Below are 22,664 nucleotides of genomic sequence, written 5' to 3'. Positions count from 1 at the left end.
CCCATGACGACCACGATCATGTTGGCACTCGTCTTCCTGTTCATCCTGATCGGCGGCGCGCTACGGTCGGTCGAAGCGGGGTGTCAGAACACGCTGATGGACTCCCTCAAGAACATGTGGCTGTGTGGCGTGATCTCGTATGCGGTTGCGCTGACCGGGTTTTCGATCTTCCTCGCGCTCTCGTCGAAGACGCCGTGGCCCAGTCTCGACGATGTCCGGCACATGCCGTGGTGGGCGCCGTTCGGGGGGCTCATGGGTGGGGCGGCCGTTCTCGGCATGATCGCCGTGGCCCGGCATGTCGGTGTCGCGACCTTCAGTGCGCTGGTGATCGTAGGGGAAATGGTCGTAGCGCTGATCATGGACAACTTCGGGCTCATGGGGTTTCCGGAGCGCTCCGCGACTTTCCCGCGTTTCGTCGCGTGTGCGCTGATCACCTTCTCGATCTATCTCGTGGCCAGAGGCTCGTCCGAAGAGTCCGCCACGACACGCGATGCGGCGGAGCCTGATCGGGAACGCATCGACCTCTCCTCATCGGAAGGACATTCGCTGTGACGACGAGCACCGCCGAGGCCCCCGTAACCAGGACTCGTACCAAACTGTCCCCCAGGATGACCGCGGTCGTCTTCGCCTTCATCCTCGCCGGCGGCGCACTGCGTTCGGTCGAAGCCGGGTGTCAGAACTCGCTGAAGCTCGCGCTGCAGAACGTCTGGCTCTGTGGCGTGATCTCCTACGCGGTCGCGTTCACCGGTTTCACTGTCTTTCTCCTGATTTCCCTTGCTGTTTCGTCCCACAAGGTCTGGCCGAGCCTCGCCGACGTCAAGGGCATGCCTCGATGGGCGCCGTTCGGCGGATTGCTCGGCGGCGCGGCGATCTTCGCGATGATCGCGGTGGCCTCGGGTGTCGGCGTCAGCACGTTCAATGCTCTCATCATCGCCGGACAGATGGTGATGGCCGTGGTGCTCGATCACTTCGGGCTGATGGGATTTCCGCGCCGCAAGGCGAGCCCACAGCGCTTCGCGGCATGTGTGATGATCGCGATCGGCATCTACCTGATGGCCCGATACTGAGCGGGTCGGACATGCCGGACGTGACGCGGTGGGCGTCGGCATCCGCGACGCACGCTTCGGATGTCGGAGGAATTGGGTAGGTTCCCCGACATGAACAGCTACGCCGCTCTGTTGCGCGGGATCGCGCCGAGCAATCCGAATATGAGCAATGCGAAGTTGCGCGCGGTGTTCGAGAAGCTCGGATTCGAGGGTGTCGCGTCGGTGCTGGCCAGCGGCAATATCGTGTTTCGCAGCGCGGACACCGACGTCGCCGCGCTGGAAGAGCGCATCCAGCAGGCGTTGATCCGCGAACTCGGGATCGGCGGCGGCACGATCATCCGCAGCTACGGCGAATTGCGCGCGCTACTGGACGCCGACCCGTTTCCCGGACTCACACACGGACGCGGAACCTATCTGATCGCGACCTTTCTCAAGGACGCGGCGAAGGCGCCGCCCGTGCTGCCCGATCAGCCGGATCCGCTGACCCGGATCGTCGGTTACGACAAGGCGGCCCGCGCCTTTCTCGCGGTGATCGACAACAGTGAGCAGGGCAAGACGCCGAACTTCATGGCATGGCTGGACAAGACATACGGCAAGGACATCACGACCCGCACCTGGCTCACCGTCGAGCGCATCGTGAAGAAGCTGGCGACCTAGTGTCCTGCGCCAGGAATTCGTTGCAGATATGAGGTAAGTCGGTCCAGGATCTCGTCGGCGGTCTTGGTCCAGGTGAACGGTTTCGGATCCTCGTTCCAGACGGCGATCCAGTCGCGGATGTCGCGTTCGAGGGCCTGGATGGACCGGTGGGCGCTGCGGCGCAGTTTCTTATCGGTGAGCAGCCCGAACCAACGCTCGACCTCGTTGAGCCAGGATGAGTAGGCGGGGGTGAAGTGCATGTGGAAACGAGGGTGCGTGGCAAGCCATTTCGCGACGATGGGGGCCTTGTGGGTGCTGTAGTTGTCGCAGATCAGGTGCACGTCGAGGTCGGCGGGGACTTCCTTATCGAGCTTGGTGAGGAACTTCTTGAACTCGGCAGCGCGGTGGCGGCGATGGATCGACCCGATGACCTCGCCGGTGGCCACGTTCAACGCGGCGAACAAGGTGGTGATGCCGTGACGGATGTAGTCGTGCGTGCGGCGCTCGGGCATACCGGGCATCATCGGCAGCACCGGCGCCGACCGGTCCAACGCCTGGATCTGCGATTTCTCGTCCACGCACAGCACCAGCGCCTTCTCCGGCGGATCCAGATACAGACCGACCACATCGCGGACCTTGTCGATGAACTGCGGATCATTGCTGATCTTGAACTCGTCGACCCGATGCGGTGTGAGCTCGAACGCCTTCCAGATCCGCCCGATCGTCGACTTGCTCAACCCGGTCTCCTTGGCCATCGACGCCCTCGACCAGTGCGTGGCGTCGATCGGCTGCCGTTGCAGCGTCGCCACCAGCACCGCCTCGACCTGCTCATCGGTGATCGTGCGCGGCGCACCCGGGCGGGGCTCGTCGACCAGCCCCTCCAGCCGGCGCGCCACGAACCGGTTACGCCACTTGCCCACCGTCTGCGGCCAGATCCCCAACTCGGCAGCCACCTCCTTATTGGATTTGCCTGCCACGCAACCCAATACGATCCGACACCGCTGCGCCAACGCTTGCGACGACTTCGCCCGACGCGCCCACCGCTGAAGCGTCTCACGCTCATCATCGGTCAGGATCAACTCGGCCACCGGCCTGCCCACACGCGCCACCGACCGAACCTACCATTCTTCAACGAATCTCAGGCGCAGGACACTAGTACTCCAGCAGTAGATCGTGGTTTTGGTTATGTAATGGTGACGTTGGCTCGGGCTTTCCAGAGCACGGTCCGGGCTTCACGGGTGTCGAGTTTGGTCAATCCGACCGACCGCCCAGTCGCGTAGCGACTCGTCGGACCTGTTGAGCTGGGCGTCGAGTATCGGCAGGGCCGCGGGAGATCGAGCTTCCCCGATCAGTTCGAGCAGCCAGCATTGCAATCCGTGATCGTCGTGCTCATGTTCGAACTGCTCTATGAGTTCGTCGAGGTGATCGGCGGCTTTGGGTACCAGTAGGTGAAACCCGTCCTCCCGGCTCTGCGGGTCGTGGCGTCGCATGAGCCGCATTGCCTCGTGGAAGTCCCGGGTCATGTCAATCAGCCTGCCGAGCAACTCGGGCCTGGTCGGGTGGCCGCCGGTAATGACTGGTCTTGGCGCATTGTTGGTGCCGTCGTCGCCAGATCAATCTGCGTAGCTTGAGGCCGATGTCAAGGATCGGTCGTACGACGAATGTGACGAAAAGACGATGAATCTCGTGGCGGGTCATGGGTATCAGCCCTTCAGATTCGGGTTGGGCGGCTCGTTCGCGAGCGGCGAGGACGGTCAGCAACGCTGTACGACCCTCCTCCGCCGTGATCCCAGAGCAACACCGGGCACCAGGACTGGACCACGACACCGCTACCGCCGCACAGTCCAGGTAAGCCGATGCCGTGGAACGCGAACACCAGCGTCGCGCAGGAACTCGGCGAGGTCGATCCCGACCAGCACGTGAGAGCGGATCCGTCCGTCGAGATCGTGGTACACGAGGTCGAGGTCGATGCCGGTGGTGTTCTGTTCGGTCGGCTCCCACGCTTCGGTGACCGCGACCACATCCTTGACCCCGGCGTCGTACTTCTCCCGGATCAGGGCCGATTTGGCGAGGTAAGCGAGATCGTGCGCGAAAAGCGCGGCGAGCCGGTTGGCGACTGCATCGAATACCGCATCCACATCGGTCACAACGTCGATCCTTCCAGGACCAAGACTGCGGTAGCCGCTGCCGCTGCTGAGGCATCGCTGCTCGGATTAGTTCAGAGTCTCAGCACGTACACCTCAGCTATGCCGTAGCCCTTTCGGAACTCGAATCGCCCGGTCGGCACCGCCACCACCTCGCCCCAACCACACCTTACGACCTCGCCCGACTCGACTGTAGGATCTGCGAGTCCGCTGATATCGAGCCACAGGCCATTCCAGTGGTCGGGCAGGATGCCCGATGGGAGATCTGAGGCCGGGCGGATGGCGACGTAATGGGGGGGCACTCACAGGCCCAACCGCCCGACCGTGGCCACCACCGCGCGACATCCGTTCCGGCGTTTCGACGCTCACGACATCGATCCCAACATCGAGACCGTCAGACCACAATGTCGGTGCACGACAATCTTCTCGCGATCGACCTGTTGGATGTGGCGTCTCAGGGGATTTGTGACGCACTGTTCGAAAGGTCGGTCGGGGTCAGATCCCAGTGACCGGGGACATATTCACCCGTTAGCGCGATGCTGTCGGGGGCGAGGACCTGCGCTCGACTCCGCGCTATTCGAGTGGGGCGACGCGCACGCACGACATCAATCAGCGTTCGGACGTGCCGGAGACGGATGATGTCTTATCGTGCGGCCCGACTGGGCGGTTTCAGCCTGTAGTGGGCCTTGCCGCACCGTCTTGCGTTTGCCGAAAACTTAACCAAACTTCGCCGAATTCATCCAAGTATAAATCGGTGCAATGGTACTAAGTTTTATTTTTTGGCAATGTCAAGGAAGGTGGTTGTCGCGGATGTCGATATCGTTCGGCTCCAACTTCACCTTCTCTGTAGCCAAACTCGGGGAAGCGGCCAAGGAGGGGTTCGTGGATGACGGTTTAAAGTACGACTTTGATGATGCGGCCAGGTTGGAGCAAGCGCTGCGTGCCGAGAGTGTTCGAGTAGCGAAGTTAGCGCCCATCGCCCGAGACAGTCGCGACGAATTTCAATCCGATTTGGCAGATTCGGCCCTCGCGAAAGAAGTCGAAAAGAACTTGCTCCATGCGGATGATGTGTTTGCCATTATCGAGCGTTCGATGAAAGAGTTCGGCGACCAGCTCAGAATGACAGGGAATGCCCATGACGATGCCGATCAACAGGGTCGGACAAGAATCGAAGGCAACAAATTCAATAGTCTGCAGTAGCGCGCACCGGACACACGCTGGAGGGTGATCATGAAACTGACGGTACCGACAGTACTGGCCTGGCAATTCGACTCCGTCGATCGGATCGCTTCCGAGATATCGGCGACAGCGAATGAGATGCGGTCTCATACGAGTGACGTTCGTCAACTTGTAAAACAATCGTCCTCCTCCTTGAGAGGAGCCACCGGTGAAGCCTTCCGTCGGGTGATCGGATCCGAAAACAGTTCCTACGACGAAGTGTCTGATCTTCTGCAAGATTTTGCGCAGCACATCACAAGTTACGGTCGTAGCCTCGAGGGGAGTGTCCGATCAGTGCGCGCGATTGCGGACGAAGTTGGGAAATCGCCTTTCGATCTGTTCCTCACCGACGACGGTCGAGTGTTGTCGCGGAAGACCGAAAAACAGATCGTCATCGAATATGGTCAAGAATACAGTGACAATGTCTGGCCGGCCATACGTACCACGACGGACCAACTGACCGATGCGCTCCGCTTCGCAATGAAAGAAATCGAACGCATCGACAACGAAGCGGCCGGGAAATTCTCCGATATAGCTGAGAAAACTAAGCTCTTAGTGAATGACATTGCCCGCAGTCGGAGGTAATGATGAACTAGCTCGGATCTTTCGTGGGGCTGACGTGCTGGCCTGATCGGGTTCGGGTTGGTGTTTTGCGACCGTTCCGGCCGTAGAATGGCATGATTCGTGGCCCGTTCAGCGGGTCGGCTGCCGGGTTCCACTGGCCCGGAGTGGTTGGTCCTTTCGTCTTGTAGGTGTGGTTTGGGCTGGTCAGCCGGGTTGGAGGCGGGCCAGTGCGGTCAGGATCAGTTCGGTGAAGGGCCAGTGGGCTGAGAACCGGAGATGGGTTCGGCGGGCGTGGCGGGCGACGCGTGCAGCGGTGGAGAACAGTCGCAGCCGAAGCCGTTTGGGTTCCCAGCGGCGTGCGGGGTGGTCGCGCAGGGCGAGCATCTGCATCCAGGCGGTGAGTTCTGTTGCCAGGCAGACGATCTCGATCCAGATCCGGTTCTGGTCGAAGCCCTGCAGGGGGAGGTTGGCCAGGCCGGTGTCTTTCGCATTGCGGATGCGGTCCTCGCAGCGGGCGCGGCGGCGGTGCCGCAACTCGAGATCCGGCAGTTGCCCGCGGCGGGTGTTGGTGGCGAACGCGGTCAACCGCAGCCCGTCACGGTCGGTGAACCGCAGCTGCGCACCCGGGTGCGGGCGCTCTTTCCGCACGATAACGCGCATGCCCGGCGGCCACTGGCTCAGGTCGATCAGCCCGGTCAGCTCCGCCACCCACGCTCGGTCGCGCACCTTCCCGTCGGCGTCGTAGGCTTGCGCCCACGCCTGGTCGGGGATGAGATCGACCGCGGCGGCCGTGGTGTGGGTCAGCCCGAATCCGACCGAGTACTGCAGGTGGCGGTTGTGGCAGTACTGGGTGAATTCGTGGGTGCCGCCGCCGGAATCGGTGCGCACCAGCACCTTCTTCCCGACTCGGTAGCCGGGCTGCCACGGCAGCTGCTGCAGCGCGTGGTTGAGTACCTGTTTGTGGTCGGCGGCGGTATCGGAGCCGGCGTTGCCGGCTCGCAGCATCATCACCAGAGGTTCACCGGTGCCGGCGGCGCCGTGGTCGACCCACGAGCCCAGTGGGTGATGACCGAAGGTCATCTTGAATGTCGGTGTCGCACATTCTTTCTCCGAATGCGCGATCGTCACGGTTGCGTCCAGATCGATGATCAGCGGATGCTCGGCGTCGATGCCGTGATCGGGAGCCTGCTCACCGACACGGTCCCATGCCGCGGCACGGGCAGTTGCCCGCGCAGATCGTATGGCCGCCACCGCATTCGGTGCTTCCGCAGCCAGTGCGGTGATCGTGCGTGACACCGTCGGATTCGAGGCCACCGCCCCGAACACACCCGGCTCGGCGCGTAGGGTGCCGATATCGGCCAGGCAATCCCCGCCGAGCACGACCGCCACCGCCAGATCCAGCACGATCTTGCCTGGATCGTGCACCGCCAGCGGTTTGCGCCACGGTGCCAACGCTTCCGACAACACCCTGGTCAGGCCCAATATTTCGGCGGTGCGTAACAGCAATACCGCCCCGGCCTGAGACACGACACCCGAACCGGCCCCGTCCGCGCACAACCGCGGATACGACGAACTACACTCGATCACCTGAATGGTGCTCCTGAAAAGCGAGCGATACGACCTTCAACAAGCCGTATTATCGCAGCTCAGAGCACCATTCTCCGTTCACGGCACGCCACCCCGCATGAAAGCCCTGGGCTAGCTAGATCGGGCGCGTGCTACTTCGGATCCCGTTCCGGCAGTGGGCGTTCGACAATTGTCGGGCGGCCCAGTGGATTGCGCACCCGGCGTTTGGCCGAGTGATACACCTGAGCGGTTTCCGTGGCGACCATGTCCCACGCGAAATCGGCGGTCAGCCGTTCCCGGGCGGTATAGGCACGCTGCTGGGCCGCGGCGGGGTCGTCCAGGGTCGCGCGGACCGCTTCCACCAGGCCGTCTACGTCGGCGGGCGCGAAGGATGCGCCCGTGACGCCGTCGATCACGGCTTCGCCGAGGCCTCCGGCCGTCGAGGTGACCAGGGGGGTCCCCGCGGCGGCCGCCTCCAGCGCGACGATGCCGAAGGGTTCGTACCGGCTCGGCAATACGATCGCGTCGGCGCCATGCAGCCAGCCGAGCAGCTCCTGGTGATCGAGCTGTCCGGCGAAGGTGACCGCGCGGGCCACCCGATGCACGCGTGCGCGCTCCCGCAGCCATTCGAACTGAGTGCCGACGCCTGCAATGGTCAGCGTGGTGCCGGGGTGCGCGCGGCGGATCCTGGGCAGCGCTGTGATCGCATCCTGGACGCCCTTTTCGTATTCCAGCCTGCCCACGTACAGCAGTCGCGGGGGGCCGGTGCGCGGGGAGCGAGGTCGAAAGGTCCAGGCGCCCACATCGATGCCATTGCGGATCACCGTCATCGGGATCCGTTCCGGCCCGTAGAGCCGCTCCACTTCGTCCTGCATGGATGCTGAGCAGGTGATCAGCGCGTCGGACTCGTTGGCAAGCCACCACTCGACCGAATGCACCTGCTTGTTGACCTTGCCGGCGACCCAGCCGCTGTGCCGGCCCGCCTCGGTCGCGTGGATGGTCGAAACCAACGGCACGTCGTAGTACTCGGCCAGGGTGATCGCGGGGTGCGCGACCAGCCAGTCGTGTGCATGCACCACGTCAGGGATCCAGCCGTCGCCGATGCCGGGCTTGCCCAACGCGACGCCCGCGCGCACCATCGCGTGCCCCATGGCCAGCGTCCAGGCGAGCATGTCCTCGCCGAAGTCGAATACCGGCGGGTCTTCCGCCACCGCGACGACCAGCACTCCGTCCGCGATGAAGGAATGCGTGGGATGGGTCGAGGAGTCGGTGCCGGAGGGACGTCGAGACAGCACAACCACCTCGTGGCCAGCGGCGGCGAGTTCAGTGGCGAGGTGATGCACGTGCCTACCCAGCCCGCCGACCACGACCGGCGGGTACTCCCATGACACCATCAGAATCTTCATGCGAGCCCTTCTGCGGCGGAGCCGGCGTCCGCGGTGGCGGGTACGGCACCGGTGGCGCTGACTTCGGACCCCACCGAGCCGAGACGGCGTGCGTCCACACCGGGGAAGAGTCCGTCAGCAGCTTCCCATCCTGCCGTCAAGTGGGCGGCTTTGGCGACCTGCCCCGCTGCGACCACCGCGGCGATCTCCCGGACGGCGTGTGCGTGCCGGTGTGCGCGGTCGCGGGCGTAGCCCGCGGCGGAGTCCTTGCTGACCATGAACGCCCAGTCGCTGGAGACGGTCAAGATCGCCTCGCGCAGCAACTGGTCGGCAATGCGATCGCGTAGGCGGGGCGAGCTACCTTCGGCCGCGCGCATCTTGTCGATCGTGTCCAATGTCAGCCGCACGATGTCGTCGTTGAGTTCGACCAGATCCCGCACCTGATCGCCGGACCACACCCGCCAGTCCTTTCCCGAGCCCCAGGACGAGTCCGCCAGTGGCACCGGCTGGCCTACGTACCCGCGGTCGAGCGCGTCGGCCAGCGTGCCTACGGTGACGCCCGCTTCGGGCAGCGCGCGCAGCACCTGGGCGAGCCACTGCGGACCCTCGTGCCACCAGTGTCCGAACAGCTCGGTGTCGAACGCGGCGACGACGAGTGCGGGCCGCCCGACCCGCGCGGACTCGGTGATCAGCCTTTCCCGGACGGTCCGTACGAAGTCCGCCACATCGCGGGTGATCGCCGCGGCAGCCAGCTCGGGATCGTAGGCGGCCTTGTCCGGACCGGCGACCGTCTTGCCGGTGACCCGCGCGGGCTTGAGGCCGGTCGCGTGGTCGTAGTGGTGAAAATCACGGTAGGCGCCGTCACCGGGATAGCCGGACTTGGGCGACCACACGCGATAGCTGACCTGCAGATCACGGCCGAACGCCACCACGTCGGAATCGTGCACCGGGCGGCCCAGCGTCGTGTCACCACGCAGCGCGGGGCCGTCGACCATGAAATGCGTGACGCCCGCGGCGGCGTAGCCGATCTCCATGCCGGGCGTGTACCCGCATTCCGGCGCCCAGATTCCGGTGGGTGTGTGGCCCCAGCGGTGCCGGGCGTCGGCGAGGCCCTCCGTGAGCTGATACCGGCGCAGCCGCGGATCGAGCAGCGGCTGGAACGGGTGCGCGAGCGGCCCGCCGAGCAATTCGATCGTCTGGGAGTCGACGAGTTCGCGCCAGACCGGTGCGGCGCCGTGCCGCCAGCGCAGCTCGAATTCCGCCAGCGCCGCCGCGGCCAGCCGATGTTCCCGCCTGCCGAGCGTGACGTTGCCCGCCATCGCCGCCTCGTCCGCGCGCAGTTGCCAGTTGCCCAGCCAGTGGTGCATGCCCGCCACGCAGTGCGGGTCATCGAGCTGGGCCGCCAGCACCGGCGTGATGCCGAGGCTGAGCAGATGGGAACGGCCTTCGGCCGCGAGGGTTCGCAGCACCTCGACGAGCGGGAGGTAGGACGCCGCCCAGGACTGGTAGAGCCATTCCTCACCGACCGGCCAGCGGCCGTGATGGGCCAGCCAGGGCAGGTGAGAGTGCAGGACCAAGGTGAACTGGCCCGGTACCGGGCCTGCGGAGTGCCCGCCGGGCACTGTGGCGCGGTCGGTCAAGGCCGCACCGCGATGGCGACCAGATCGAGGCTCGCGTCGATGTCCTCGGCAACGAGCACGAAGTCTTCGGCCGTGACACCCGCGACGTCCGCCATCAGGTCGGCGGGCCATGGCTCGCCGGCGAGCGCTCGCTGGATCTGCGCGTCGATGAACGATCCACCGTGCTTGACGTCCAGCTCTTTCAGCGGTGGTCCGTGCTGCACACCGATCATGCGCGCGACCTCGAATCCGGCCTCGACCAGTAGCTCCGTCAGCTCGGCCGCGTCCAGCTCTCTGGTGTGGAACGGATTGAGCGGCGTATCCCGGCCGGGGGAGAAGGTGATTCGATTAGGGGTGCTGATCAGCAGCTCGCCGCCGGGGCGAAGCACTCGCGAGCACTCCCGCAGGAACTGTGACTGGTCCCAGAGGTGTTCGATCACTTGAAAATTCACCACCACGTCGACCGAGGCATCCTCCAGCGGAAGGGCGGCGAGGTTGCCCTGCAGCATCCGCACCCGTGGGTAACGGGCGCGCACGTGCTCGACAGCGCTGCTGTCGTAGTCCAAGCCGATCACCTCGGTGGCCACCTCGGCGATCATGTCGGCGCCGTATCCTTCGCCGGAACCGGCTTCCAGCACGGTCTTTCCCGCGCAGCGGTCCAGCATGCGGGCGTAAGCGATCTCGTGCCTGCGGAACCAGTAGTTCTCCTCGGCGATGCCGGGGACGGTGCGCTCACCGGTCAGCGGTAGCGGTTCGACGGTGTCGGCGGTCGTCCGGGGGTCGGTGGCAATGCTCGTCGGGTCGCCCACTGCGGCAGGGATCACAGCCTCGCTCATCACTCCGACGTTACTGGCACAACCGACACACCATATTGTCCGGTGTGGGGTTTGTCAGCGGGGAGGATCAAGTTACTGGTGGGTAACTTAACGTAGGGTAATGTCACGCCCTGAGCCACTCATACGGACGTACGGCCGAGCTCGTGCGACCACCCCATCCGTGTAACCAGAACAGGAGGTCGACGAAGACCGATGCCGAACATCGTCGTACTCATCAAGCAGGTTCCCGACACCTGGTCCGAGCGCAAGCTGACCGACGGTGACTACACCCTCGACCGGGAGGCCGCCGACGCCGTGCTCGACGAGATCAACGAGCGCGCCGTCGAAGAGGCGCTGTTGATCAAGGAAGCGCAGGGCGGCGAGGTCACCGTACTGGCCGCGGGCCCCGACCGCGCCACCGAGGCCATCCGCAAGGCGCTGTCCATGGGCGCCGACAAGGCCATCCACATCAACGACCCGGCCATCCACGGCTCCGACGCCGTGCAGACCGCATGGGTGCTGGCCAGCGCGCTCGGCCAGGTCGAGGGTGTCGAGTTGGTCATCGCGGGTAACGAGGCCACCGACGGTCGCGCGGGTGCGGTACCCGCGATCATCGCCGAATACCTCGGCCTGCCGCAGCTGACCCACCTGCGCAAACTGACCGTCGACGGAAACAAGGTCACCGGCGAGCGCGAGACCGACGACGGCGTCTTCAAGCTGGAGGCCACGCTTCCGGCCATCGTGAGCGTCAACGAGAAGATCAACGAGCCACGCTTCCCGTCCTTCAAGGGCATCATGGCCGCCAAGAAGAAGGAAGTGCAGACCTTCACGCTGGCCGATCTCGGTGTCGACCCGTCCACCGTCGGCGTCGCGAACGCGGGCAGCAGCGTCACCGCCGCCACCCCGAAGCCTCCGCGTACCGCGGGCGAGAAGGTCGCCGACGAGGGCGACGGCGGCACCAAGATCGCCCAGTACCTGATCGGCCAGAAGATCATCTGATCTCGGCAGTGCTCGTGCGGGACACCACACCCGGTCGGGCTGGACGACCAGCTGCGTGATCGGAATCGCTACGCCCTCGAGATCTGAGACTTTCTAGGAGAGAACACAAATGGCAGAAGTACTTGTGCTCGTCGAGCACGCCGACGGTGCGATCAAGAAGGTCAGCACCGAACTGCTCACCGCCGCGCGCGCCCTCGGCGAGCCGGCCGCCGTCGTGCTCGGCGCGGCGGGCACCGGCGAGAAGCTGGCCGGCGCGTTGGCCGCCGCGGGTGCCGAGAAGATCTACATCGCCGAATCCGATGACGTGGAGAACTTTCTGGTGACCCCGAAGGTCGACGTGCTGGCCGGGCTGACCGAGTCGGCCTCGCCGGCCGCGGTCATCGTGGCCGCCACCGCCGAGGGCAAGGAGGTGTCGGGTCGTCTCGCCGCTCGCATCGGCTCCGGCCTGTTGATCGACGTCATCGACGTGAAATCGGACGGCAGCGCGGTGCACTCCATCTTCGGTGGCGCTTTCACCGTCGACGCCAAGGCCACCGGCGACGTGCCGGTGATCTCGGTCCGTCCCGGCGCCATCGACGCGTCGGCGCAGGCCGGCGCAGGCGAGAAGGTGACCGTCGAGGTGCCGGCGCAGGAAGACGGCGTCGTCAAGGTGATTTCCCGCGAGCCGGTGGTCGCCGGTGACCGTCCGGAACTCACCGAGGCCGCCATCGTCGTCTCCGGCGGTCGTGGTGTCGGTTCCGCTGACAACTTCGCGGTCGTCGAGGCGCTGGCCGACTCGCTGGGCGCCGCTGTCGGCGCTTCGCGCGCCGCGGTCGACTCGGGCTACTACCCCGGCCAGTTCCAGGTCGGTCAGACCGGTAAGACCGTCTCGCCGCAGCTGTACATCGCCCTGGGGATCTCGGGCGCGATCCAGCACCGCGCCGGCATGCAGACCTCGAAGACCATCGTCGCGGTCAACAAGGACGAAGAGGCTCCGATCTTCGAGATCGCCGACTACGGCATCGTTGGCGATCTGTTCAAGGTTGCGCCGCAGCTGACCGACGCGGTCAAGGTGCACAAGGGCTGATTCCACGTGCTGCCGAACGGCCCCCGGCATCCGCCGGGGGCCGTTCGCATGGTCGACCCGGTCGACGGACTCAGCAGCGATGCAGGGCAGTGAGCAGTGTGGCCATGATCGGTGAGCGCCGGGCGTCGGCGCGCAGCACCGCCGACACCGGAATGCGTAACTTGTGTTCGGTCAGCCGCAGCACCACCAACCCCTCGGTCGTGCTCTCCGCGTACAGCACCGTCCACGCCTCCGGCCGATTGATCAGCTCCATCGTCGCGGTGTGGTCCGGCGGGATCGGCGGGCCGAAGGTCGGGCCGGTGGGCAGCTCGGCGAACGCGTTGCGAATCACGGTGTGCAGCAACACTTGCTCCTGCTCCGGCGGCAGCAAGAGCGGATACGAGCTCAGATCCGCAAGGGTCACCACGTCTTCGGTGGCCAGCGGGTGCGCGCTGGACGTAGCGATCACGAGATCCTCGACCCAGAGCTGTTCCACCACGAGCCCGGGCTGATCGACGCGGCCGCGGATCAGCGCGAGATCGCAGTCCCCGTCGGTGACCGCGGTGATGCGCTGGCGGAACGGCTTGATCACGAACTCGATCTCCGCCTCCGGATGCGCCGCGCGAGCACCCGCGATCGCGGACAGCGAGCGGGTCGCGAACGACATGTTCGCGGCGAGCCGGATCCGTGGTCCCACTGTGCGCACCGCGGCCCGGATCGCCGACTCCAGGCTCAGCATCTGCTTCGCGAGCGGAAGTAGCCGGGCGGTGGCGTCGGTGGGCACGACCGACCGGGTCGAGCGCTCGAACAGTTGCACGCCGAGGTCGCGTTCGAGCCGGGAGATCTGGTGGCTGATCGCGGACTGTGAGATGAAGCACCGCGCGGCGGCGCCACTGAAGCTGAGCTCCTCGCACACCGCGACGAAGTAGGTGAGCTGCCGAAGTTCCACGGCGCCTCCTATTAATTACGAATCGAGATAAGAGTCATCTTAATTATGCGCTCTGACACCTGAAATATCTGCCCTCTGGATCACGGTTCGTAATGAGAGAAGGAGGCTTTCATGCAGTACATGGATGCGGGGATCGAAACCGCAGGTGTCGTCATTGTCGGATCGGGGTTCGGTGGGCTTGCCGCCGCCAAACAGCTGGCGAAGTCGGGGGTGGACTATGTCCTGATCTCCAGCACGCCCGAGCATCTCTTCCAACCGTTGTTGTACCAGGTAGCGACCGGTGTGCTCGCATCGGAGGAGATCGCGCCGCCGATCGCGGGAATCCTGCGACGCCACCGCGAGGCCGACGTGCGCCTCGGCGAGGTGGTCGCCATCGACCCCGACCGGGCCATCGTCACCTACGAGAACGAGGGCGTCCGGCACCGGATCCGTTACGGCTCGTTGATCGCCGCCACCGGCGCCAGCCAGTCCTATTTCGGCCGCGACGATTTCGCCGAGAAGACGTTCTCGCTCAAGACCATCGACGACGCGCGGCGACTGCGCACCCAGATCCAGCGGGTCTTCGCCGAGGCCGCGAACGCCGACGAACAGACCAGGCGCAGGCTGTTGAGCTTCGTCGTGGTCGGTGCGGGCGCGACCGGCGTCGAGGTCGCGGGCCAGCTGAAGGAATTGGCGAAACGGTATTACCACCAGGAGGTTTCGGTCACCCTCGTCGAGGGGGCCGGCGAGGTGCTCCCGCCGTTCGGCGGTGGGCTGTCGGAATATGCGAAGAAGTCGTTGACCCGCAGTGGCGTCGACGTGCTGCTCGGCACCTTCGTCACCGACATCGAGCAGGGTGAGGTCACCGTCAAGAGTAAAGACGGCGTCGAGCACGGCCTCGCGGCCGAGACCGTGGTGTGGTCGGCGGGTGTGCAGGTGGGCGGGTTCGCCAGAATTCTGGCCGACGCCACCGGTGTCGAGATCGACCGGGCCGGACGGCTGTTGATCAACCCGGACCTCACGGTCGGCGGCTACGCCGATATCTACGCCGTCGGCGACATGACCTCGCTGAACAGCTACCCCGGCCAGTCGCCGGTGGCCATGCAGGAGGGCAGGCACGCCGCCGACATCATCCGCCGCAAGAAGCGGCCCGGCACCGCCTTCACCTACTGGGACAAGGGCAGCATGGCGGTGATCAGCCGCTTCAGCGCCGTGGCGAAACTGAACGAGCACATCACCTTCCGCGGCGTGATCGCCTGGTTCATGTGGCTCGCGGTGCACGTGTTCTACCTCGTCGGGTTCCGCAACCGCTTCGCCGCGGTCGCCTCGTGGTTGGTCGCGTTCATCGGAACCGGACGTCCTGGTTTCGCCGAGGAGAAGAGGACTCCCACGAAGACGCGCGTTCCAGAACAGGTTGCCGCCTGAGGGTTGGTGTTGGTTCGGCAGCGCCTGCGGCACCGCGTGTTCGCGGCCCCTGGGGGCTCGTGTCCGAGCGGTCGCCGCTTGCGACTTCGTCGCGCGGGCGCGGCGGTCCGCTCGGACACGAGCCGGGCCGCGAACGGGCAATGCTCGGTCTCGCTTCGCTCGGAAGCTGGAGTTCATCGGGAACGTGGCGTGAACCTGCGCCATTCCCGTTCGCGGAGCTTTGATGGCCGCGGGCGGGGAGCGCTCGAGTTCACTTCGCTCGGAAGCTGCTGCTGAGTAGGTTCGGCGCGGAGTTCGTGGCAGTGCGCGTTAGTCGTGGCGGTGTTCGATGTGGCCGCGCAAGCGGGTGGTTCGCGGCCACGGATGGCTGCGGAGGGGGAATGCTCGATCCCGCTTCGCTCGAAAGTCGGGGTGAGGCTGGTGGGTTGTGTTGGGGGGTGGGTGTGAGGTGGGGTGTTGGCGCGCGATGTTTGGTTGTGTGATGGGGGCTGCGATCAGGTGATTGGGTTTCGCGTGGCTCGGCGGTCGGGTGGGTTGCGTTGTCCGGCAAGCGCAGATCGTTCGTAAGGGATGCGTTTGCGCGGCTGATGGGCGAACACAGTGGAACCGGGTGGTGAACGGTCGGTGTGACGGCCGTCTCGTTCACCGAACCGGCATCGCCGCGACACTTCGAGGTTGCTCCGGCGCAGTGTCGAGGTGGCTTCATCACGGATATGACTATTTCGTCCGTGTTGACAGCCCCGGCTCGACCGACGGACTCCGGGGCCGAACGCTCGCGGTATTCGCTGGTGGTCTCCTCCTCCGCCGAGCATCGTGTGGCCGCGCAGCGGCTGCGCTACGGTGTGTTCGCCAACGAGCCGGGGTTTCGCATCCCGGACAACGGCACCGGCCTCGACGCGGACCGGTTCGACGAGCACTGCGACCATCTGCTGGTCCGCGAGGATGTCAGCGGCGAGTTCGTCGGCTGCTATCGGATGCTGCCGCCGGACCGGGTGGCCTCCGCGGGCGGGTACTACACGGCAACGGAATTCGATCTCGCCCGGCTGGATCCGGTGGGCATGCGGATCGTCGAGATGGGCCGCGCCTGCGTGGTGCCCGACCACCGCAATGGTTCGGTACTGACCCTCATGTGGGCCGGCATCCTGCACTACATGCAGCTCACCGGCTACGACTGGGTGATGGGCTGTGTGTCGGTGCCGATGCGGGACACCCCGGCCGACCCGCCCGGCGTGAACGTGCGCGGCGTGCGTGACCTACTGCTCGGCAGACACGCCGCCGATCCGCAGCGACAGGTACGCCCGTACCATCCTGTGATCGTCGACGGCAGGACATTGGACGAATTGGCGCCGCCGTCGCGCCCGAAGCTGCCCCCGCTGGTGCGCGGGTACCTACGCCTCGGCGCCGAGATCTGCGGTGAGCCCGCGCACGATCCCGATTTCGCGGTGGCCGACTTCGTGGTGTTACTCGGCCTGGACACCATCAACACCCGCTATCTCAACCGGTTACGCGACGCCGCGGCGACTCTCGACGAAGGACGGTGAGCAGCATGGTCTTCGACGCGCCGCCCGCGCAGGCCGCCGCGCACGCGTGGATGCCGTCGAGTCCGTGCGGGCCCGGCTGTCTGGAGTCGATCGACCAGGCCGGCGCAGGCCGGGTGGCCGCAAGACTGGCCGGGGTCGCCGGACTGCTGCTCAGTTTCCCGGTGGCGCACCTCGTTACTCCCCGCGGCAAACGCGAACTGCTGCACCGGGGATACGCCCGCTTGCTGCTCAGGTGTCTCGGAATACGGTTACGGATCATCGACAATCGCGTGGTCGATGCGATCGACGCGGCGCGCCCGTGGGCCCGGTTCGGCGCACCCGGCCGTGGTGCCCTGGTTGTCGCCGGCCATATCGGCTGGACCGACATCGTCGCGCTGGCGTCGGTGCAGCCCCTCGGTTTCGTAGCGCGTGCGGACATGGTGGACTGGCCGCTGCTCGGCGGACTCGCGAAGCGGATGCGGGTTGTCCCGATCGAGCGCGAGCGCCTGCGGGCTCTGCCGGGTGTCGTGGCCGCCGTCGGCGCGCGGTTGGCCGCCGGCGAGCGAATCGGTGTATTCCCGGAGGGCACCACCTGGTGTGGCCGCGCGTACGGCACGATGCGGCCCGCGCTGTTCCAGGCGGCGGTGGACACCGGAACGCCGGTCCAGCCGGTGCGGCTGCGGTATCTGGATCGCCACGGTGCGCAGTGCACGGTGCCCGGGTTCGTCGGCGCCGACACCTTCGCTTCGTCGGCACGCCGGGTGCTGCGTACGCGTGGGATGGTCGCGGAGGTGGTGCTCGAAGCGCTGGAGCAGCCAGGGACGGACCGGCGCGAGCTGGCCCGCCGCTGCGCGGCCGCCGTGCGCGGGCGGGAGCTGTCGCGACACGGTGCGCTGGATGTCACGTGGATCGAGGCGGCGAACACCCGGGTCCAGGATCCATCGGTGGCAGCGGAGGCGCCGGAAGTGGTTCGCCGACCGCGCCTTCGACCCCTCTTGCGCGGTCGGAGGGCTTCCGGCCTCACTCGGTAGGAACCCCCGACGGCGGGATCCACTGCCGGTTCTACCGGGCCGTCACGTGGTCGCGCTCATATCGTTTCCACAATCAGCGTTCGGCCGTATCGACTCGACCACCCGGACGCATCCCGCGAGTCTCGGCGCTCGGGCCGGAGTTGGACGGCGGCTTCGGTCGGCAGTCCGCCGAGCTGATCGAGGCCGCGCCGTCGGCGCGGGACCAGCGCGAGCCGATCCACACCGCTGAATGATCCCGGCCGCTGCGGTTTCCAACCGCGGGCGAGCTGGTGACAGGTCGCGGGGCGGCGGGTCCGGATATTCGGGCTCGCCACCCCGCGTTCGCACGTCCGAGAACTACCCGAGTAGGGGCGGGCGCTCCTCGGAAGCGCGGCCTACAGCGCTCGGGTGCCAGGTGAACCCGGCGCCCGAGTGCGCTCAGAAGCTGCCGGTGCGCGGCAGGTACCCGCGCCAGCCGCCGTCCCAGCCGTTGCCGTTCCAGCCGCGGTTCCAGTCGCGGTTCCAGTTGTTGTGGTCGTGCCGGCCGCGGTTCCAGTTGTCGTGGTCGTGCCGGCCGCGGTTCCAATTGCCGTTGCCGTGACGGTCGTGGCGGTGACCGGGGCCGCCGTGGACCAGGTCGATCTGTGCGGCGGGCTCGAGCACGATCGGTTCGGCGAGGGCGGGCACCGCGAGCGCGGTGACCGGCATCAGGGCGAGCGCGGAGGCGACGGCAACGCGAGCGAGTATGCGTCGAGTGCGGTGGGTGTCTTGGTACATCGGAACTTCCTCATTCATCTGTATCGTCCGGTGGATGACCGCTCGGTTGTCCCGGCTCGATATCCGTGCTGCGATATGCCGAAAGCGATATGCCGAAAAGCGATGTGCCGGACAGCGATCAATACACTAGACAACGTACCGCTATACAACGGCGCACTCAATAGGTAGAGCGGGATCGGTTTGTGCTCGCAGGACATTTGCACACGATTCCTCGGCGTGCGAGCCCCGCATCTCGGGCCCGTGGGCGGGCGGGAATAACCGCCAACGGGTGACAGCTATCCTTTACTGGTCATGAAGTCGGCTTTTTCGGGTCCGGTCAACGGTGCGGCGCCCCAGACGGTCTACCTCGATCACGCGGCGACCACACCGATGCTGCCCGCCGCTATCGAGGCGATGACGGCTGCCCTGCGCACGACGGGCAACGCATCGTCGCTGCACGGATCCGGTCGCGCGGCTCGACGGTTACTGGAGGAGGCCCGCGAGTCGATCGCCGCGAACCTCGGCGCCCGGCCCTCGGAGGTCATCTTCACCTCGGGCGGGACCGAGAGCGACAACCTGGCGATCAAAGGCATCTTCTGGGCCCGCCGTGACGCCGACCCGCGCCGGAACCGGATCATTTCCAGTTCGGTCGAGCACCATGCGGTGATCGACACGATCGAGTGGCTGCAGCGGCACGAGGGTGCCGAGGTCACCTGGCTGCCGGTGGACGCCGAGGGGGTGGTCGCGCCGGGCGCGTTGCGCGCCGCGCTCGCCGAGAATCCCGGCGATGTCGCGATGGTGACCGTCATGTGGGCGAACAACGAGGTCGGCGGCATTCAGCCGATCGATGAACTCGTCGCCGTAGCACAGGAATTCGGTGTGCCGATGCACAGTGACGCGGTACAGGCGGCCGCGCAAGTGCCGGTCGATTTCGGCGCGAGCGGTCTTTCGGCGGCGAGCTTCGCCGGACACAAACTCGGTGGTCCGCATGGTATCGGCGTGCTGCTGCTCGGCAGGCAGGTGCCATGCGTGCCGCTGCTGCACGGTGGCGGGCACGAGCGCGACCTGCGCTCCGGGACCTCGGACACGGCGGCCGCGATCGGACTCGCCACCGCACTGCATCAGACCGTCGTCGAATTTCCTTTACGCACTGTGGAATTGACCGCCTTGCGCGACATGCTGATCGCGGGCGTCCGCGCGTCGGTGCCGGGCGTGGTGCTCAACGGGCCGGTCGACGGCCGGCGGCTGCCCGGTATCGCGCACGTCACGTTCCCCGGTTGCGAAGGCGATTCGCTGCTGATGCTGTTGGATGCGGCGGGTATCGAATGCTCGACCGGTTCGGCGTGCAACGCGGGAGTCGCCACGCCGAGCCATGTGCTGATCGCGATGGGCGTCGAACCGTGGCAGGCGCGCGGATCGCTGCGATTCTCGTTGGGGCACACGTCGACTCGCGCCGATGTGGACGCGTTGCTGAAGGTATTGCCCCAGGTGGTGGAGCGAGCCAGAGCCGCGGGCCTGGCCGGTGCGAAGGGAGGCGTCTGATGCGGGTACTCGCCGCGATGAGTGGTGGTGTGGACTCGGCCGTGGCGGCGGCGCGTGCCGTCGACGCGGGTCACGAGGTGGTCGGTGTGCATCTGGCGCTGTCCGCGTCGCCGGGCACGCTGCGCACCGGATCACGCGGTTGCTGCTCGAAGGAGGACGCGGGCGATGCCAGACGCGCCGCCGACGTGCTCGGAATTCCGTTCTACGTGTGGGATTTCGCCGACCGCTTCAAGGAAGACGTGATCGATGATTTCGTCGCCGCCTACGCGGCCGGCGAGACGCCGAATCCGTGCCTGCGGTGCAACGAGAAGATCAAATTCTCCGCGCTGGCCGATCGCGCGGTCGCGCTCGGCTTCGACGCGGTGGTCACCGGCCACTACGCGCGGCTGGCGGACGGCGTGCTCCGTCGTGCGGTGGACGCCGACAAGGACCAGTCCTATGTCCTGGCTGTCTTGACCGCGCAGCAGCTGTCCCGCGCGATGTTCCCGGTGGGCGACACCCCCAAGCCGCGGATTCGGGAGGAGGCCGCCGAGCGCGGGCTCGCCGTCGCGAACAAGCCGGACAGCCACGACATCTGCTTCATCCCCTCCGGCGATACCCGCGCGTTCCTCGGCGCGAAGATCGGCATCCGCCCCGGTGCTGTGGTCGATGCCGACGGGCAGGTGCTGGCGGAGCACGACGGCGTGCACGGGTTCACCATCGGGCAGCGCAAGGGCCTCGGATTGCCGGGTCCCGCCGCGGATGGCAAGCCGCGCTATGTGACCGGCATCGATCCCGATTCCGGCACGGTTCGCGTCGGTTCGGCGGAGGACCTGCGGGTGTGGACCGTCCACGCGGAGCGCGCGATCTGGACTTCTGGTTCCGCGCCGGAGGGACCGATCGAATGCGTCGCGCAGGTGCGCGCGCATGGCGGCACCGCGCCCGCGGTCGCCGAAGCAGTGGGCGACGAGGTGGTCGTCCGGCTGCGCGAGCCGTTGACCGGTGTCGCGCGCGGCCAGGCCGTGGTGCTCTACCGGCCGGACCCGAAGGGTGACGAGGTGATCGGCAGCGGAACCATCTCCGGCACGCGCGCGGCCGTCACGAGTGATGCGGGGTCCGACGCGGCGCGATGAGCGCCGATGCGGGCGCCGCGGAATACAGCGACCACAGCGACCGATGGGCTGCGGTGTCGGTGGAGTCCGGTGACGGAGGAATCGAGCGGACGGGAGTACGGCGACGGTGTACGAGACCGGCACGGATGACGTGGTGTACGACGGCGCGACCGAGGCGGCGTCCGAGCCCGCGCGCATCCGAGGTGCGATTGCGACCGGGGTCGGCTCCTGGCCCGGTACCGATCCACGTGAGGCTGCCGCGACTATCGTCGGCGAGCTGGGCGACCTGCCGCATGTGGTGGAGCTGCCGGGCCGCGGCGTGGGCGCCGACCTGATCGGCCGGGCCTGCGCACTGTTGGTCGACCTGCCTTTCGACAGCACGACCAGGGGTTACCGGTTCGCGCCACACCCGGGAGCGGTCGCGCGACGAGCGCGCGATCTGCTGCGCACGGATCTGGACGCGCTGGAAGAAGCGTGGGAGACCGCAGGTCTGTCCGGGGCGGGCCGGGTGATCAAAGTGCAGGCGGCGGGGCCGCTGACGCTGGCCGCGCAGGTGGAGTTGTCCGGAGGACATCGCGTGCTCACCGACCCCGGTGCTGTGCGCGATCTCTCCGAATCCCTGGCCGAAGGGTTGGCTCAGCACGTCGCCGAGGTGCGCAAACGGCTCGGCGCGCAGGTTGTCCTGCAACTGGACGAACCTTCGCTGACCGCGGTGCTGGACGGTTCTCTGGGCGGGGTGAGTGTGCTGAACACTGTGCGCGCCGTGCCCGGGCCCGAGGCGCTCGCCATCCTGGACGCGGTGATCACCGGCCAGTCGGTGTCGGTGCTCGTGCACAGCTGTGCCGAGCCGCCCGCGCTGGCTCTGTTGCAGCGCAGCGCCGCCGCGGCGGTCGGCTTCGACCTGGCCACGATCGGCACCGACGAACTCGACGGCATCGGTGAAACTCTCGAAGCGGGAAAGCAACTGGTGCTCGGTGTCGTTCCGACCGCCGCGCCGGCCACCTCGGTCACCTGGCGCGACTACGCCGAGCCGGGCGTCCGCCTGGTCGATCGCCTCGGCTTCGGCAGGAAGACGCTGGCGGATCGGGTATCGGTCAGTCCCACCTGTGGTTTGGCGGGCGCCTCGCTGGAGTGGGGCCGCAAGGCACTGCGACTGTGCACCGAGGTCGCGCGAGCGTATGCCGAAGAGCCGGAAGAGCTTTCGTTCTCCTGACGGGCGTCCGGCTTGTCGACATGGGCGTCCGGCTTGTTCGACGGTAGTCGTGGCCGGCGGCGGGGAGTGACGCCGTCGAATCCGCGAGCGTCGATCGGGTTCGCCTGTGCCCGGCGACAGCTCGGCCGGAACTCGACATGAG

22 protein-coding genes are annotated in these 22,664 nt (G+C 66.5%); 13 read left to right on the top strand and 9 right to left on the bottom strand.

Translation table 11 applies throughout. The annotated features are described in order from the left end of the window. Nucleotides 1-3: 3 nt before the first annotated feature. The 3 genes from AB0B25_RS09395 (at nucleotide 4) to AB0B25_RS09385 (ending at nucleotide 1,703) form a co-directional block, all read left to right on the top strand. Complete coding sequence (locus AB0B25_RS09395; RefSeq protein ID WP_357176734.1) at nucleotides 4-552, top strand: DMT family transporter; 549 nt, start codon at nucleotides 4-6, stop codon at nucleotides 550-552. After that, nucleotides 549-1,067, top strand: coding sequence for a DMT family transporter (locus tag AB0B25_RS09390; RefSeq protein WP_357176732.1), 519 nt, complete (start codon nucleotides 549-551; stop codon nucleotides 1,065-1,067). The genes AB0B25_RS09395 and AB0B25_RS09390 overlap by 4 nt, the downstream gene beginning before the upstream one ends. A 90-nt stretch (nucleotides 1,068-1,157) precedes the next feature. Continuing rightward, nucleotides 1,158-1,703, top strand: coding sequence for a DUF1697 domain-containing protein (locus AB0B25_RS09385; protein ID WP_357176730.1), 546 nt, complete (start codon nucleotides 1,158-1,160; stop codon nucleotides 1,701-1,703). Here AB0B25_RS09385 and AB0B25_RS09380 read toward each other — a convergent pair. The 3 genes from AB0B25_RS09380 to AB0B25_RS09370 form a co-directional block, all read right to left on the bottom strand. After that, nucleotides 1,700-2,791, bottom strand: a complete 1,092-nt coding sequence (locus AB0B25_RS09380) for an IS630 family transposase (RefSeq protein WP_357176728.1) — start codon at nucleotides 2,789-2,791, stop codon at nucleotides 1,700-1,702. The two genes, AB0B25_RS09385 and AB0B25_RS09380, sit on opposite strands and share 4 nt — an antisense overlap. A 123-nt stretch (nucleotides 2,792-2,914) precedes the next feature. Continuing rightward, nucleotides 2,915-3,205 (bottom strand): hypothetical protein, encoded by a 291-nt coding sequence (locus AB0B25_RS09375; protein WP_357176726.1) that lies wholly within the window; start codon nucleotides 3,203-3,205, stop codon nucleotides 2,915-2,917. Between the two features lie 306 nt (nucleotides 3,206-3,511). After that, complete coding sequence (locus AB0B25_RS09370) at nucleotides 3,512-3,829, bottom strand: hypothetical protein (RefSeq protein WP_357176724.1); 318 nt, start codon at nucleotides 3,827-3,829, stop codon at nucleotides 3,512-3,514. An 807-nt stretch (nucleotides 3,830-4,636) separates the two neighbouring features. Between AB0B25_RS09370 and AB0B25_RS09365 the strand changes: the two genes are divergently transcribed. Further along, nucleotides 4,637-5,026: a hypothetical protein gene (locus tag AB0B25_RS09365; protein WP_357176722.1), complete on the top strand. Its 390-nt coding sequence runs from the start codon at nucleotides 4,637-4,639 to the stop codon at nucleotides 5,024-5,026. A 30-nt stretch (nucleotides 5,027-5,056) separates the two neighbouring features. Continuing rightward, a complete protein-coding gene (locus AB0B25_RS09360; protein WP_357176721.1) occupies nucleotides 5,057-5,629 on the top strand; it encodes a hypothetical protein in 573 nt (190 codons plus the stop codon). Between the two features lie 183 nt (nucleotides 5,630-5,812). Here AB0B25_RS09360 and AB0B25_RS09355 read toward each other — a convergent pair whose 3' ends face one another. The 4 genes from AB0B25_RS09355 to AB0B25_RS09340 all read right to left on the bottom strand — a co-directional run bounded on the left by AB0B25_RS09355 (nucleotide 5,813) and on the right by AB0B25_RS09340 (nucleotide 11,014). Continuing rightward, nucleotides 5,813-7,195, bottom strand: coding sequence for an IS1380 family transposase (locus tag AB0B25_RS09355; RefSeq protein WP_357176719.1), 1,383 nt, complete (start codon nucleotides 7,193-7,195; stop codon nucleotides 5,813-5,815). A gap of 131 nt (nucleotides 7,196-7,326) precedes the next feature. Then, nucleotides 7,327-8,580, bottom strand: a complete 1,254-nt coding sequence (locus AB0B25_RS09350) for a glycosyltransferase family 4 protein (protein WP_357176717.1) — start codon at nucleotides 8,578-8,580, stop codon at nucleotides 7,327-7,329. Continuing rightward, nucleotides 8,577-10,199: a glycoside hydrolase family 57 protein gene (locus AB0B25_RS09345; protein WP_357176715.1), complete on the bottom strand. Its 1,623-nt coding sequence runs from the start codon at nucleotides 10,197-10,199 to the stop codon at nucleotides 8,577-8,579. The genes AB0B25_RS09350 and AB0B25_RS09345 overlap by 4 nt, the downstream gene beginning before the upstream one ends. Next, nucleotides 10,196-11,014: a class I SAM-dependent methyltransferase gene (locus tag AB0B25_RS09340; protein ID WP_357176713.1), complete on the bottom strand. Its 819-nt coding sequence runs from the start codon at nucleotides 11,012-11,014 to the stop codon at nucleotides 10,196-10,198. Before AB0B25_RS09340 ends, AB0B25_RS09345 begins: the two co-directional genes overlap by 4 nt. 192 nt (nucleotides 11,015-11,206) lie before the next feature. Between AB0B25_RS09340 and AB0B25_RS09335 the strand changes: the two genes are divergently transcribed. Both AB0B25_RS09335 and AB0B25_RS09330 read left to right on the top strand, forming a co-directional pair. Next, entirely contained in the window at nucleotides 11,207-11,992 is a 786-nt protein-coding gene (locus AB0B25_RS09335; protein WP_357176711.1) for an electron transfer flavoprotein subunit beta/FixA family protein, read from the top strand. Between the two features lie 109 nt (nucleotides 11,993-12,101). After that, nucleotides 12,102-13,058: an electron transfer flavoprotein subunit alpha/FixB family protein gene (locus AB0B25_RS09330; RefSeq protein ID WP_357176709.1), complete on the top strand. Its 957-nt coding sequence runs from the start codon at nucleotides 12,102-12,104 to the stop codon at nucleotides 13,056-13,058. Between the two features lie 70 nt (nucleotides 13,059-13,128). Here AB0B25_RS09330 and AB0B25_RS09325 read toward each other — a convergent pair whose 3' ends face one another. After that, nucleotides 13,129-13,986, bottom strand: coding sequence for a LysR family transcriptional regulator (locus AB0B25_RS09325; protein ID WP_357176707.1), 858 nt, complete (start codon nucleotides 13,984-13,986; stop codon nucleotides 13,129-13,131). A gap of 111 nt (nucleotides 13,987-14,097) precedes the next feature. Between AB0B25_RS09325 and AB0B25_RS09320 the strand changes: the two genes are divergently transcribed. The 3 genes from AB0B25_RS09320 (at nucleotide 14,098) to AB0B25_RS09310 (ending at nucleotide 17,941) form a co-directional block, all read left to right on the top strand. After that, nucleotides 14,098-15,390: an NAD(P)/FAD-dependent oxidoreductase gene (locus tag AB0B25_RS09320; protein WP_357176705.1), complete on the top strand. Its 1,293-nt coding sequence runs from the start codon at nucleotides 14,098-14,100 to the stop codon at nucleotides 15,388-15,390. Nucleotides 15,391-16,103: 713 nt separating this feature from the next. Next, the gene (locus tag AB0B25_RS09315; RefSeq protein WP_357176703.1) at nucleotides 16,104-16,931 is read left to right on the top strand and encodes a GNAT family N-acyltransferase; all 828 of its coding nucleotides are present in this window, start codon (nucleotides 16,104-16,106) and stop codon (nucleotides 16,929-16,931) included. 5 nt (nucleotides 16,932-16,936) lie between these two features. After that, entirely contained in the window at nucleotides 16,937-17,941 is a 1,005-nt protein-coding gene (locus AB0B25_RS09310; RefSeq protein ID WP_357176791.1) for a lysophospholipid acyltransferase family protein, read from the top strand. Between the two features lie 417 nt (nucleotides 17,942-18,358). Here AB0B25_RS09310 and AB0B25_RS09305 read toward each other — a convergent pair whose 3' ends face one another. Then, complete coding sequence (locus AB0B25_RS09305) at nucleotides 18,359-18,697, bottom strand: hypothetical protein (RefSeq protein ID WP_357176701.1); 339 nt, start codon at nucleotides 18,695-18,697, stop codon at nucleotides 18,359-18,361. A gap of 291 nt (nucleotides 18,698-18,988) precedes the next feature. Between AB0B25_RS09305 and AB0B25_RS09300 the strand changes: the two genes are divergently transcribed. The 3 genes from AB0B25_RS09300 to AB0B25_RS09290 all read left to right on the top strand — a co-directional run bounded on the left by AB0B25_RS09300 (nucleotide 18,989) and on the right by AB0B25_RS09290 (nucleotide 22,522). After that, nucleotides 18,989-20,218: a cysteine desulfurase family protein gene (locus tag AB0B25_RS09300; protein ID WP_357176699.1), complete on the top strand. Its 1,230-nt coding sequence runs from the start codon at nucleotides 18,989-18,991 to the stop codon at nucleotides 20,216-20,218. After that, entirely contained in the window at nucleotides 20,218-21,330 is a 1,113-nt protein-coding gene (gene mnmA / locus AB0B25_RS09295; RefSeq protein ID WP_357176697.1) for a tRNA 2-thiouridine(34) synthase MnmA, read from the top strand. Before AB0B25_RS09300 ends, mnmA begins: the two co-directional genes overlap by 1 nt. A gap of 175 nt (nucleotides 21,331-21,505) precedes the next feature. After that, entirely contained in the window at nucleotides 21,506-22,522 is a 1,017-nt protein-coding gene (locus AB0B25_RS09290) for a methionine synthase (RefSeq protein WP_357176790.1), read from the top strand. Nucleotides 22,523-22,664: the final 142 nt, after the last annotated feature.

This window comes from Nocardia sp. NPDC049190 (genome assembly GCF_040648115.1).
GTDB lineage: Bacteria > Actinomycetota > Actinomycetes > Mycobacteriales > Mycobacteriaceae > Nocardia.
This window is presented reverse-complemented; position numbering and strand designations above follow the sequence as displayed.